Source organism: Clostridium tetani, assembly GCF_900167265.1.
In the GTDB taxonomy this organism is placed as follows: Bacteria; Bacillota; Clostridia; order Clostridiales; family Clostridiaceae; genus Clostridium_G; species Clostridium_G tetani.
The window spans coordinates 355,291-368,810 of the sequence record NZ_FUWT01000002.1; the positions used below are offsets into that span (position 1 = coordinate 355,291).

A 13,520-nucleotide genomic window follows, 5' to 3' on the forward strand; every position below is an offset into this window, starting at 1 on the left:
GTTAAAATGATTAATACCTGATTTTATTTAGTTAATTTAAAAATGTTTAGCCTTGGCTAAACATAAAGATTTTCTGACTTAAGGAAGAAAAACAACCATAATTGCTCATTATTCATTATTAATTATTCATTAACCTATTGCCCATTACCTTGCGTCATGGTATATAATCAAAATAGAGGTGGAAAATATGGGGAAAGGAAAAGATTTTTTTACCATAGGAGAATTTGCAAAGAAGGCAGGAGTCACTCTTAGAACTTTAAGATACTACGATAAAATAGATCTTTTAAAACCTACTGCTTACAATGAATTAGGTCATAGGCTTTATACAAAAGAGGATTTTGGTAATTTACAAAAAATACTTACTTTAAAATTTATCGGTTTATCCTTAGAGGAAATTGGAGATATTATGAAATATGATTTAATTTCCAATGGGTTTAAGAAATCTTTAGAAATTCAAAAGGAAATCATAGAAGAAAAAGCTAAACAAATGAAAAATATAGTAAAGGCAATAGATGAAACATTAAACATGGTAGAGGAAGAGGAAAAGGTCAATTGGGATAAATTTATAAATATTATAAGTTTAATAAATGAAGATAAAAAGTGGATTGAACAATATAAAAATTCATCAAACCTAAGAGCTAGAATAAATTTACACCAAAGGTTTAGCACTAATACAGAGGGATGGATGCCTTGGTTTTTTAAAAATCTACCACTAAATGAAGAGTGTAAAGTTTTAGAGTTAGGTTGCGGTGATGGAAGCCTTTGGAGAATCAATTACAATTATATACCTAAAAGTTGGGATATTTATCTTACAGATTTTTCAAAGGGGATGTTGGAGGATGCTAAAAAGAATTTAGTTAAACAAAAAGAAAGATTTAAATTCCAAATTGTGGATGTAGAGAAAATTCCCTATGAAGATGAAAGCTTTGATTTGGTAATTGCAAATCACATGCTATATCATGTAGAAAACATAGATAGGGCTATGAGTGAAATTAAGAGGGTTCTTAAAAAAGATGGAGTATTTTACGCCTCTACAGTGGGAAAAGAGCATATGAAAGAAATGAGAGAAATTATATCCAAAGTAGATAAAAACATACTTCAAGTGGAAAGCTTTAATTTAACTGAAAAATTCCAATTGGAAAATGGAAAAAAAATCTTGAATAATTGGTTTCCCTATGTGGATATAAAAAAATATGAGGATAGTCTAACCATAAAAGAAGAAGATGCTCTTTTGGATTATATATTTTCTATGCCAGGAAATATAAGAGAAAAGTTTGATGGAGAAAGATTAAAAAAAATTCAAACTATATTAAAAAAGGAAAAAGTGCAAAAAGGATATATCTATATAACTAAAGATACAGGCTTTTTTAAAAGTAAAAAATATAGAGGAGTGTAATAAAATGAATAAAAAGATACCATTTTCACCACCAGATATAACTAGAGAGGAAATAGATGAAGTAGTTAAAGTTCTAGAGTCAGGATGGATTACTTCAGGGCCAAAGGTTACAGAATTTGAAAATATTATGGCAAATTACTGCAATACAAACCATTCTGTAGCTATAGCTAGTGCTACTTCAGGAATGGAACTTATATTAAAAGTTTTTGATATAAAAAAAGGAGATGAAGTAATAACAACACCGTATACCTATACTTCAACATCTAATATAATTTTACACAGAGGAATTAAACCTACCTTTGTAGATGTTAAAAAGGATAGTTTTTTAATTGATATAGATAAATTAGAAAAAGCAATTAACTCTAAAACTAAGGCTATAATAACTGTAGATTTTGCAGGAGTACCTGTAGATTATGATAAAGTTCGTGAAGTTTTGAAAAAATTAGGAAGAGAGGATATAATATTAATATCTGATTCAGCTCATTCCTATGGAGCATCTTATAAAGGAAAGAAAGTAGGAGGTCAATTTGATTTTCATGTATTCTCTTTCCATGCTGTTAAAAATCTAACTACGGCAGAGGGTGGAGGAATAACATATAATAATAACAATTTCAAAGGTAGAGAAGATTTAACAAAGGAATTTAAATATACTTCTCTTAATGGTCAATCTAAAGATGCTCTTTCAAAAATGAAAGCAGGAGCTTGGAGATATGATGTATTAACAGATGGACTTAAATGTAATATGACAGATATGCAAGCAGCCATTGGAGTAGTCCAAATGAAAAGATATGAGAGTCTTTTAGAAAAAAGAAAAGCTATATTTAATGTATATTCAAATAAATTAAAGGATAAGGATTGGGCAATAACTCCTTTTGATAAAAATGAAGAAATGGAAACTTCTTATCACTTATATCCTTTAAGAATAAAAGGTTTTGAAGAAGAAGATAGAGGTGCTGTTATTGAGGAGTTAGCAAATAAGAATATAGCAACCAATGTTCACTTTATACCTTTACCTATGCTTACAGTTTATAAAAACTTAGGATATAAAATAGAGGACTATCCTAATGCTTATAATCAATATAAAAATGAAATAAGTGTACCAGTATATTCCACCTTAACCCTAGAGGATGCAGAATACGTTATAGATGAGCTTATTAAATCAGTAGAAAAAAGATTATAAAATATTATCTTTTAAAGGAGAGATTAATATGAAAGTTGGCTTTTACACATCACAAAGAGAATATAATGAAAAGAAGGAAGAATTTCAACAGGCTATAAATAGTGTTGTAGAAAATGGTATTAGCACCCTAGGGCCAGAAGTTAAAAAATTTGAAGGAGAAGTGGCAAATTATACAGGAGCGAAGCATGCTATAGGGGTAGCTTCTGGAACAGATGCTTTAGTTATAGGCTCTGATATATTAGGATATAAAAAAGGAAAAGAAATTATAACTTCCCCATTTACATTCCTTGCTTCAACTTCTTGTATAGCTAAGCATGAAGGGAAACCTGTATTTGTAGACATTGACGAAGAAACTTTCAATATGGATACTACTAAAATAGAAGAAAAAATAACTAAGAATACAGCAGGAATACTTCCTATACATTTATTTTGTCAAATGGTAAATATGGACGATGTGATGGATATATCAAAAAGGCATAACCTAACAGTATTTGAAGATGCTGCAGAAGCTTTTGGTATGAAATGGAAAGGTAAAGGAGAGACTTATAGACATGCTGGAACTATAGGAGATATGGGTATATTTTCTTTCTTCCCAACTAAAACATTAGGTGGTTATGGAGACGGAGGAATGGTTATAACTAATGATGATAAACTAGCTGAACTTATGAGAATTTATAGAGTTCATGGTGCTGGAGTCAAATATCATTATGATTATATAGGATATAATTCAAGACTTGATACTATGCAAGCAGCTATTTTATCAGTAAAATTAAAATATATAGATGAGTCCATAGCGAAAAGAGAAACTATAAATGGTTGGTATAGAGAAAGGTTAAAGGGTGTTGAGCAAATTAAATTTACAAAGATAAAAGGGGAACAAAAACCAGTATACTATGTATTTAACATTCTTTGCGAAAAGAGAGATGAATTAAATCAATACTTAAGAGAAAATGAAATAGGAACTAGTATATATTATCCAATTCCATTACATTTACAAAAATGTTTTAGTTATTTAGGACACAAAGAAGGAGACTTCCCAGTAGCGGAAAGGGTAAGTAAAGAAATATTAGCCCTTCCAATATATCCAGAAATAACTGAAGATGAAGTAGATTACGTATGTGAAAAAATAAAAGAGTTTTATAAGAAATAGTAAAAAATGTGGTTCGAACTTTTCGAACCACATTTTTATTTGAGAATTTTTTAGTTAATTAAAAGGCTTTCTAGGAGTAAATGTTTACTACTCTAAGCATTTCTTCTTCATGTTCGTGCATACCTGCAAGAATTAATATATCTCCTTCTAGTAAAATAGTATTGCCGCTTGGAACTATTTCTAATTCATCCCTAATTAGCAAAAACACTATACAATTCTTTGGAAAGGGTATTTCTTTTAAAGGCTTATTAAATACTTCTTCATTTGTTACCACAGTTTCTCTTATACATACTTTATCTATCAAAGGTTTTTTCTTTCTTTCTATATCATCATAGTTAAAGCTTCTATCAAAGATTACTGGGAACAATAAGCAAGATATTATAGTGGTTATTATAAATAGAGAATAGGTAGATGAATCTATTAAATCCAGACTATAGGCTATTTGAGAACCAACTATAATAAGGCTTAACTGTGTAGATAATATAAAAGAAGAAGATATGGCTTTTTTTATTCCAAAATACTTACTTAATAATAAAGAGGGGATAAGTTTTACTAAGTAAAATATCAAAAGTAAAACTGGTATCATAAATAATGTTTTAGGATTTTGAAACATAGAGGATATATCTAAATTTACGCCTACTCCAATAAAAAATATAGGTATTAAAAATCCATATCCTATTATATCTAATTTATATTTTAAGTCCTCTCTTTCTCTTTGGAAAAGAAAAGAGAATATAAGGCCTGCCAAAAACGAACCTAAAACTATTTCAGAATGTACTACTTGAGATAAAGTAACAAGAAGTAATATCAAGGCAAAAGCAGCTCTTACTTCTATGTGTAAATTTCTAAAAGCAGCTATAGAAAAATCAAAATGTTTAAATAGTTTTCTAGTTATTATATAAAGTAAAAAAGAAACTAATATTACTATTATAAATAGGAAATTCTTATAGCTAAAACCTCGAGTTGCAGTGGAAGATATTATAGTAATTCCTATTAAACATATAAATTCTGCTATAAGGTTAAAAATTAATATTATTTGACCGTATTCTGTATTTAATAGATCTCGTTCCTTTAGGAAAGGAACAATAAATCCTGGTGCAGAGGATGCAAATAGGAAAGTAAAGAAAGTTACATTTCTTATTAAATTTATAGATACTAAAAATTTAGAAATTAAAAAAGAAATAACTAAAGAAATTAAAAACATAGAAAAACATAGTATTAAATTTTTAAAACCTTTATTATTTCCATCACTTATTTTTAGATCCTCCACTTCTACCTCTAAACCACTTAAAAACATTAGATAGGCTAAACCTAAATTGGATAAAAATATTATCCAAATATCATCTTGAACTATATTAAAAAGACTTTTTCCTACTACAATTCCAACCAGAATCTCCCCTACTACATAGGGAATTTTTACCCTTTTAAAGCTGCTGACTATTATTGGAGTTACAAAAGCTAAAAGAGAAATTATAAGGATGGATTGAAAACTTATAGCTTGTTCCATTTATCACACTCCCTTGTATTTTTTTATTATGTCAATAAAGTGATTATATTATAAGTTTCATGTATAAATCAATGAATAGTTGTAACTGTATAAAAGATTTATAAATACAAAAGATATTATGGTGAAAATGAATAATTATTTTAAACAAAAAAAAGGAATTGTTCAATTAATATAGAACTTAACTTTAGGTGGGTTGAAGTGGATTAAAGTGGAGTAAAATAGATTTTAGAGGTGGGAAAATGTTTATTGGGGAGTATAACCACGGAGTAGATAGTAAAAATAGAATAATAATCCCTTCAAAATTTAGAGAAGAGTTAGGTGAAAGCTTCATACTTACCAAAGGATTAGATAATTGTTTGTATATATATCCTATGGAAGAATGGAGAATACTAGAAGAAAAGTTAAAAAAATTACCACTAACTAACAAAGATGCTAGAGCCTTTGTAAGATTCTTTTTTTCCGGGGCTAATGAGATTTCCATAGATAAACAGGGAAGAGCTTTAATACCTCAAAATCTAATGAAATATGCCAATATAAATAAAGATATAGTAAGTATAGGTGTGGCTACTAGAATAGAAATTTGGAGTAGGGAAAAATGGGAAGAATATAATGATGCTAATATAGACTACGAACAGATAGCAGAAAAAATGAGCGAACTAGGAATCTAAGCAAATAAAATATGTAGTAAAGGAATGATAGAATATGGAATTTAAACACATATCTGTTCTTTTAGATGAATGTATAGAAGGACTTAATATTAAAGAAAATGGAATATATGTAGATTGCACATTAGGTGGAGCAGGTCATTCATCAGAAATATTAAAAAATTTATCAAAAGAAGGGAAGCTTATAGGAATTGATCAAGATGAGGAGGCATTAAAGGCTGCTTCTGAAAAATTAAAAGAATATGAAAACGTACTATATAAACATAGTAATTTTTATCATATAAAAGATATTTTAGAAGAACTTGAAGTAGGAAAAGTAGATGGTATTCTGATGGATTTAGGGGTGTCTTCTTATCAATTAGATGAAAAAAGTAGGGGGTTTAGCTATATGCAAAATGCTCCTTTAGATATGAGAATGAATAAGAAAAGCTCCCTAGATGCTTATGAAGTAGTAAATTTTTATGATGAAAGTAAACTAGCAAGGATAATAAAGGATTATGGGGAAGAAAGGTTTGCTAAAAGAATATCAAATTTTATAGTGGAAAGTAGAGAAAACAAAAAAATAGAAACTACTGGAGAATTAGTAGATATAATAAAAAGAGCAATCCCAGCTAAATTTAGAAGGGAAGGTCCTCACCCAGCAAAGAGAACCTTTCAGGCTATTAGAATAGAAGTAAATGGAGAACTTGAAATATTAAATAAAGCTATTGAAGATTCCGTAAAAAGTTTAAAAAGTGGAGGAAGAATAGCCATAATTACTTTCCATTCACTAGAAGATAGAATAGTAAAAAATAAATTTAAAGAATTAGAAGATCCTTGTATATGTCCCAAAGATTTTCCCATTTGTACCTGTGGAAAAGAACCACTGGTAAAAATAATAACTAGAAAGCCTATAGATCCTTCCAAAGAAGAGGTTGAAATAAACCCAAGAAGTAGAAGTGCAAAGCTTAGAATAGCTGAGAAACTTTAAGGCTTGTTCTAAAAATAAGGGAGAGTGAATAAAATTGATAATAACAGATAAGAAAGATTACTATGTTGACGGAAATACTGTTATTGCTCCTGAGGTTCATATAGAAGAAAAAAGCTATAAGAAAAAAGAAAGAAAAGTATTTAGGAAGAAAAATCCTAATAATTCTAGAAAAAAGTTAAGTATAATGCGGAAAATATTAATGGTGTTTATAGTTGGAACTATTATAATTGGAAGGTACAGTAAAATATATAATATGCAAAAACAGCTTAACAATATAAATAATAGCATTGTGAAGTTAAGTAAAGAAAATGAAAATTTAAAAGTAGAACTAGTGAAAATGAATAATATAAAATCTATTGAAGATACTGCTATAGGAAAACTTAAAATGTCAACACCTACAAAAGAAAATATGATTTATTGCGATATGAGCAAAGAAATATTTAAGCTTAATAAGAATACAGATGAGGAAAATAATAAAAATAAAGGAGTATTTTCAAATTTTTTCAATAAGTTATTTTAACGGAGGTATTTAGTTTGAGCAAAAAAAATTATAGGGATAAAGTACTATTAAAGAAAAGAATGTTTGTCATACTTATGGGACTGACTGTATTATTCATTGCTTTAATAGGAAGACTTACCTTTGTTATGATTCATAAGTCACCAGATTATAAAAGTAGAGCTATAGCTCAGTGGACTAGCGAGGTAGAAATAGCAGCTAAAAGAGGAAGAATATTAGATAGGAAGGGAAATGAATTAGCAGTAAGTGCAAATGTTTATAGAGTAGACTTGGATTTAAACGCTTTAAGAGATACTATGAAAACTAAGAAACTTACTTCAGAGGAAACAGCAGCAAAACTTGCAGAAGCTTTAGAAATGGAAAAAGAAGATGTAGTAAAAATTATAGAAAAAAAATTGCCTAATGGATTGCCCTATGGTTCTGCCACCTTAAAAAGAAGAATAGAAAAATCTATGGCAGATAAAGTAAAGGCATTAGATTTATGGGGAGTTATAGTATCTCCAGATACAAAAAGATATTATCCAAATGAAAATTATTTAGCTCATGTTTTAGGACATACTAATTCAGATGGAGATGGGCTTGTAGGAATAGAAATGCAGTATAATAGTATACTATCAGGAAAACCTGGTAAAAAAATAGCAGAGCTAGATGCGTCAAAGTCAAAACAGCTTCCCTATGTTATATCAGAATTTACAAAGCCAGAGGATGGTAAAGATGTGGTTTTGACAATAGATGAAATGATACAACATTTTTGTGAAAAAGCAGCATCTCAAGCTTTAAGTGACAATAAAGCAAAAGCTGTAACTATTATGGCTATGAATCCTAACAACGGAGAGGTTTTAGCCTTGGTAAACAAACCAGATTACAACCCAAATAACCCTTGGGCAGAGAACAAAACCTCAGAAGAATTACAAAAGATGTGGAGAAATAGAGCTATTAGTGATACCTTTGAACCAGGATCTATTTTCAAAGTAATAACATCCATTGCAGCTTTAGAAGAAAATTTAGTATCAGCAGAAGACAAATTTTATTGTAAGGGCTCAGCAGTAATAGGTAAGAGAATCGTAAAGTGCTGGAAAGCAGGTGGGCATGGAAGTCAAAGCTTTATAGAAATATTAAAAAATTCTTGTAACATGGGATTTACACAATTGGGTAAGAAAATTGGAAAAGAGAATTTATATAAATATATAAGAAAATTTGGTTTTGGAGAGAAAACAGGAATAGATGCTCCAGGAGAAGCATTAGGAATTATTAAAAATCCATCCAATATTTCTGAGTTGGATTTAGCTACTATATCATTTGGACAAACAAATACAGTTTCAATTGTTCAGTATTTAACCGCTTTTAATGCTGTGGCTAATGGAGGAAAACTTATTAAGCCTCACTTCTTGAAAGAAATCCAATCTTTTAATGAAGAAACAGGTGTGAAAAAAACTGAGAAAAAATTTGAGGATTATAATGAAAGAAAAATATTAAGTGAGGAAAAAACTGCCCAATTAAGAAATTATCTTGAGAAGGTAATTTCTGAAGGGGGAGGAAAAAAAGCTTTCATAGAGGGGTATACCATTGGAGGTAAAACTGGAACAGCTCAAAAGGTTATAGATGGTAAGTATGGACAACAAAAATATATATCCTCCTTTGCAGGAATGGCCCCAGCTGAAAAACCTCAAATAACATTATTTGTGTCTATAGATGAACCAGATCCATCAAATTATTATGCAGGGCAAATAGCGGCTCCTGTAGCTCAACAGGTATTTAATGATATATTTAATTATCTTTCAATAAAGGGAAATGCATCTGATTCAGAAATTGCTGAAAGCTTAAAGAAAGATATAGTAATACCTGAGATTAGAGGACTTAAAAAGTCAGAAGCATTAAAAATATTAAAGGAACAAAAATTAGATTATAATGTCAATGAGAAAGGCGACTACATTACAGATATGAATCCAAAGCCTGGATATACTGTTAAAGAAGGAAGTAAAATAATACTTTACACTGGAAATACATCCAATTATAATAGAGTAGTAGCAGTTCCAGATATAAGAGGATATACTATAGAAAATGCATCTAAACTGCTTAACAGTCTTGGATTAAAAATAACCTATAGTGGAAGTGGACTAATTTATGAACAAAGTGTTAAAGAAGATGAGGAAGTTCCAAAGGGAACTACAATACATGTTAAATTAGAAGAAGTTATAGATTAAAAATATAACAGTGAACGGCTATGCCGTTCACTGTTATACTGTAAAATAGACTTAATCTGAAGGAGTGTAGTATTTATGAAGTTAAAAGAAGTGTTAAAAAAATTAGAGTATAATATTCTAAATGGAAATATAGAAATAGACATAGAAAATATTCAGTATGATTCTAGAAATATTAAAAAGAATGATATTTTCTTTGCAATACAAGGATATAGTACAGATGGACATAAGTTTATAGAATCTGCTATAGAGAAAGGTGCCAAAGTTATAGTTTTTGATAAGGGATTTGAAAATGAAAATATGTATAAAGATATTACTTTTATAAAAGTTAAAAATAGTAGAAAAGCATTAGCAGTGGCGGCTTCAAATTATTATGGTAATCCTAAGGATAAATTAAAACTAATAGGAGTTACAGGCACTAATGGTAAAACAACAAGTACTTTCATGATAAAATCCATATTAGAAGAAGCAGGTTTTAAGGTTGGGCTTATGGGAACTATATTAAATTATATAGGTGATAGAAAAATTTATGCTCAAAGAACTACACCAGAGTCTTTAGAAATACATAAGCTTTTTAAGGATATGGTAGATAGTGGAGTAGATTACTGCGTAATGGAAGTATCCTCTCATTCACTGTATTTAGATAGAGTATATGGAATAGAATTTAATGAAGGTATATTTACAAATTTAACCCAGGATCATTTAGACTTTCATAAAACCTTTGAAAACTATTATAATTCAAAACTAATGCTTTTTAAAAATAGTATTAATTCTGTAATAAATATAGATGATAATTATGGAGAAAGAATTTTAAAAGAAATAGAAGAAAAAACTTTTACCTATTCTATAAAAAAATATTCGGATTTAAAGGCAGAAAGCGTAAGGTTGCATTCTAGAGGGGGAGAATTTACTGTAGACTTTAAAGGAAATAAAGAGAAAATTAACATACATATACCAGGAGAATATAATGTATCAAATGCATTAGGAAGTATTTTAGCTTGTGTAAATGAAGGAATTAGTCTGAAAGTTATAAAAAGGGGTTTAGAAAAGCTTTCAGGGGTTCCAGGTAGATGTGAAATAGTTACAATGGGATATAATTTAGGGTACGATGTTATTGTAGATTATGCTCATACTCCAGATGGTTTAGACAATGTATTAAGAACTGCACGAGATTTTACCAAGGGTAAGCTTATAAGTGTTTATGGGTGTGGAGGAGATAGAGATAGAGCTAAAAGACCTATAATGGGAAGAATAGGTACAGAACTTAGTGATTTAGCTATATTAACTTCAGACAATCCAAGAACAGAAGAGCCTTTTAGTATAATAGATGATATAGTAAAAGGTGTAACTAAGGATAATTATATTATTGTACAAAGTAGAAGGGAAGCCATTAAAAAAGCTATGACTATAGCGAAAAAAGATGATGTTATAGTAGTGGCAGGAAAAGGCCATGAAGATTATCAAATTTTAAAGGATAAAACTATACATTTTGATGAAAGAGAAGTAATAAAGGAGATAATTGAAGAATTATATTAGGAGGAGTATTTTATGGAGTATTTGTCACTAGAAGAGATTGTAAAAGCTGTATCAGGAGAAATCTTAATAAAAGGTAATGAATTAGGTTGGGAATATATATCAACAGATACTAGAAAAATAGAAGAAAAAGCTATATTTATAGCACTTAAAGGTGAAAGATTCAATGGCAATGAATATACAGCTTCAGCTAGCCAAAAAGGAGCTTTTATTTGCATAGTAGATGAAGTTCATTTTAAAAAAGAAGAAATAAAAGATTACACAACTGTTATAAAAGTAAAAGATACAAGTGAAGCTTTATTGGATTTAGCTAAATATTACAAAAGTAAATTAGAGGTTAAAGTAGTTGCCATTACGGGATCCACAGGGAAAACTTCAACTAAGGATTTAACAGCATCAGTTTTAGGTGCTAAATATAAAGTATTTAAAACAGAGGGAAATTTTAATAATGAAATAGGTCTTCCGCTAATGATATTTAAATTAGATAAAACCTATGATATTGCTGTATTAGAAATGGGTATGAGTAACTTTGGTGAAATACACAAAATGGCAAAAACAGCTTTGCCAGATATAGCTATAATAACTAATATAGGTATATCTCATATAGAGAACCTAAAGAGCCGAGATAATATTTTAAAAGCTAAATTAGAGATAATAGACTTTTTTGGTGAGGATAATATACTCATAGTAAATGGAGAAGATGATTTATTAGGAAATTTAAAAGAAGAGAAATATAAATTAATAAAAACAGGACTTGGAAAAAATCATAATATATATGCTTATGACATAAATTTAAATGAAAAGAGTGTGTCCTTTAAAATTTTTGAAGATGGGGATGAATTACAAATAGACATACCCGTACCAGGAAAACATAATGTATTAAATTCACTGCTGGCCATTGCCTGTGGAAGGATTTTCAAAATGAGTTTTGAAGAGATAAAAAATGGTATTTTAGATTTGCAAACTACATCTATGAGATTAGATATGGTAGAAGGTAAAAAATTTAATATAGTAGATGATAGCTATAATGCAAGCCCAGATTCTATGAAGGCGGCAATAGAGGTATTATGCAATATTAAAAGTAAAAGAAAGTTTGCAGTACTTGGTACTATGAAGGAATTAGGAGAAGAGGCCTATAGGGCACATAGAGAAATAGGGAAATATGCTGGAGAAAAATCCGTAAATTTGATAGTATTGGGAAGTTTTTCAAAAGCTTATATAGAAGGATATTTAGAAGGAAGTGAGAATAAAAATAATAGAGGAAATATTTTAGAAGCAAAGGATAAAGAAGAAGTAATAAACTATCTAGATATTAATTTAAACAGTGAAGATGTAGTATTGTTTAAGGCATCTAGATCAGAACACTTTGAAGAAATGGTTGAAAGCTTTAAATAGCAAGACTTTAGGAGGTGTAATATAAATAATATGAATAGCAAAATAATTTATTCTGTACTTGTAGCATTTTTTATATCAATAATAACAGGACCAATTTTAATACCTTTGTTACATAAATTGAAATTTGGACAAAATATTAGAGAAGAAGGTCCTAAAAGTCATCAAAAGAAAGCTGGAACACCTACAATGGGAGGTATTATATTTATATTAGCAACTATAATATCTATGTTTATATTAATTAAAAATCCAAGTGATGAGGCCATGTTTGCCATGTATGCCTTTATAGCTTTTGGAGTTATTGGATTTATAGATGACTACTTAAAAATTGCTAGAAAAAATAATTTAGGACTTAAAGCAAAGCAAAAAATGGTTTTACTACTAATAGTTTCATTCGCATTCGCATATTATGGAGCAAATAATCCAGAAATAGGAACTTCTATAATAATTCCATTTTCTGAAAAAACCTTAGATTTTGGAATATTTTACATTCCATTTATAATACTATATTTTGCAGCTACTACTAATGCAGTAAACTTAACAGATGGGCTAGATGGTTTAGCGACATCTATTACAATATTAGTTATGACTTTTTTTGTTATAGTAAGTTTTAATATGGGACATTATACTCTATCCGTATTTTGTGCAGTAACAGCAGGAGCACTTTTAGGATTTTTAAAATATAATGCTTTTCCAGCTCAAATATTTATGGGAGATACAGGATCTCTTGCTTTAGGTGGAGCAGTAGCAGCGGTGGCTATGATACTAAAGCTTCCTCTTGTAGTTATAATAGTAGGTGGAATATATGTTTTAGAAACTCTTTCCGTTATAATACAGGTAATTTCTTTTAAATTAACAGGAAAAAGAGTATTCAAAATGAGTCCTTTACATCACCATTTTGAACTTTGTGGATGGCATGAGACAAAGGTGGTTTCTGTATTCTCTATAGTTACTGTGATACTTTGTATGATAGCATTTTTATCTTTTAAATAAGTTTAATAAGGAGGTT

At 29.2% G+C, this 13,520-nt stretch carries 11 protein-coding genes; 10 read left to right on the plus strand and 1 reads right to left on the minus strand.

The window, feature by feature from the left end; translation table 11 throughout:
- Positions 1-187 precede the first annotated feature (187 nt).
- From B5D21_RS01710 to B5D21_RS01720, 3 genes are read left to right on the plus strand one after another with little or no spacing between them, the layout of a single operon-like run.
- Positions 188-1,396, plus strand: coding sequence for a MerR family transcriptional regulator (locus tag B5D21_RS01710; RefSeq protein WP_035125107.1), 1,209 nt, complete (start codon positions 188-190; stop codon positions 1,394-1,396).
- A gap of 4 nt (positions 1,397-1,400) precedes the next feature.
- Positions 1,401-2,576, plus strand: a complete 1,176-nt coding sequence (locus B5D21_RS01715) for a DegT/DnrJ/EryC1/StrS family aminotransferase (protein ID WP_011099842.1) — start codon at positions 1,401-1,403, stop codon at positions 2,574-2,576.
- 28 nt (positions 2,577-2,604) lie between these two features.
- The gene (locus tag B5D21_RS01720; RefSeq protein ID WP_011099841.1) at positions 2,605-3,726 is read left to right on the plus strand and encodes a DegT/DnrJ/EryC1/StrS family aminotransferase; all 1,122 of its coding nucleotides are present in this window, start codon (positions 2,605-2,607) and stop codon (positions 3,724-3,726) included.
- Positions 3,727-3,796: 70 nt separating this feature from the next.
- Here the strand turns inward: B5D21_RS01720 and B5D21_RS01725 are convergent, their stop codons facing one another.
- A complete protein-coding gene (locus B5D21_RS01725) occupies positions 3,797-5,233 on the minus strand; it encodes a cation:proton antiporter (protein WP_011099840.1) in 1,437 nt (478 codons plus the stop codon).
- A 239-nt stretch (positions 5,234-5,472) separates the two neighbouring features.
- Between B5D21_RS01725 and mraZ the strand changes: the two genes are divergently transcribed.
- From mraZ to mraY, 7 genes are all read left to right on the plus strand, one after another.
- Complete coding sequence (mraZ, locus tag B5D21_RS01730) at positions 5,473-5,901, plus strand: division/cell wall cluster transcriptional repressor MraZ (protein ID WP_011099839.1); 429 nt, start codon at positions 5,473-5,475, stop codon at positions 5,899-5,901.
- A 34-nt stretch (positions 5,902-5,935) separates the two neighbouring features.
- Entirely contained in the window at positions 5,936-6,868 is a 933-nt protein-coding gene (gene rsmH / locus B5D21_RS01735) for a 16S rRNA (cytosine(1402)-N(4))-methyltransferase RsmH (protein WP_011099838.1), read from the plus strand.
- A gap of 34 nt (positions 6,869-6,902) precedes the next feature.
- Positions 6,903-7,388 carry an FtsB/FtsL family cell division protein gene (locus tag B5D21_RS01740; protein ID WP_011099837.1) on the plus strand — a complete coding sequence of 162 codons (486 nt, stop codon included), beginning with the start codon at positions 6,903-6,905 and terminating at the stop codon, positions 7,386-7,388.
- Positions 7,389-7,402: 14 nt separating this feature from the next.
- Positions 7,403-9,589 (plus strand): stage V sporulation protein D, encoded by a 2,187-nt coding sequence (locus B5D21_RS01745; RefSeq protein WP_011099836.1) that lies wholly within the window; start codon positions 7,403-7,405, stop codon positions 9,587-9,589.
- Positions 9,590-9,664: 75 nt separating this feature from the next.
- Positions 9,665-11,122 (plus strand): UDP-N-acetylmuramoyl-L-alanyl-D-glutamate--2,6-diaminopimelate ligase, encoded by a 1,458-nt coding sequence (locus B5D21_RS01750; RefSeq protein ID WP_011099835.1) that lies wholly within the window; start codon positions 9,665-9,667, stop codon positions 11,120-11,122.
- 12 nt (positions 11,123-11,134) lie between these two features.
- Entirely contained in the window at positions 11,135-12,514 is a 1,380-nt protein-coding gene (locus B5D21_RS01755; RefSeq protein WP_011099834.1) for a UDP-N-acetylmuramoyl-tripeptide--D-alanyl-D-alanine ligase, read from the plus strand.
- A 30-nt stretch (positions 12,515-12,544) separates the two neighbouring features.
- Positions 12,545-13,504, plus strand: a complete 960-nt coding sequence (gene mraY / locus B5D21_RS01760; protein ID WP_011099833.1) for a phospho-N-acetylmuramoyl-pentapeptide-transferase — start codon at positions 12,545-12,547, stop codon at positions 13,502-13,504.
- The last annotated feature ends 16 nt before the right edge of the window (positions 13,505-13,520 follow it).

Bases quoted from the DNA above. Each gene is read 5' to 3' on its own strand.
- B5D21_RS01710 (WP_035125107.1), top strand. From the start codon at position 188: ATGGGGAAAGGAAAAGATTTTTTTACCATAGGAGAATTTGCAAAGAAG.
- B5D21_RS01715 (WP_011099842.1), top strand. From the start codon at position 1,401: ATGAATAAAAAGATACCATTTTCACCACCAGATATAACTAGAGAGGAA.
- B5D21_RS01720 (WP_011099841.1), top strand. From the start codon at position 2,605: ATGAAAGTTGGCTTTTACACATCACAAAGAGAATATAATGAAAAGAAG.
- B5D21_RS01725 (WP_011099840.1), bottom strand. From the start codon at position 5,233: ATGGAACAAGCTATAAGTTTTCAATCCATCCTTATAATTTCTCTTTTA.
- mraZ (WP_011099839.1), top strand. From the start codon at position 5,473: ATGTTTATTGGGGAGTATAACCACGGAGTAGATAGTAAAAATAGAATA.
- rsmH (WP_011099838.1), top strand. From the start codon at position 5,936: ATGGAATTTAAACACATATCTGTTCTTTTAGATGAATGTATAGAAGGA.
- B5D21_RS01750 (WP_011099835.1), top strand. From the start codon at position 9,665: ATGAAGTTAAAAGAAGTGTTAAAAAAATTAGAGTATAATATTCTAAAT.
- B5D21_RS01755 (WP_011099834.1), top strand. From the start codon at position 11,135: ATGGAGTATTTGTCACTAGAAGAGATTGTAAAAGCTGTATCAGGAGAA.
- mraY (WP_011099833.1), top strand. From the start codon at position 12,545: ATGAATAGCAAAATAATTTATTCTGTACTTGTAGCATTTTTTATATCA.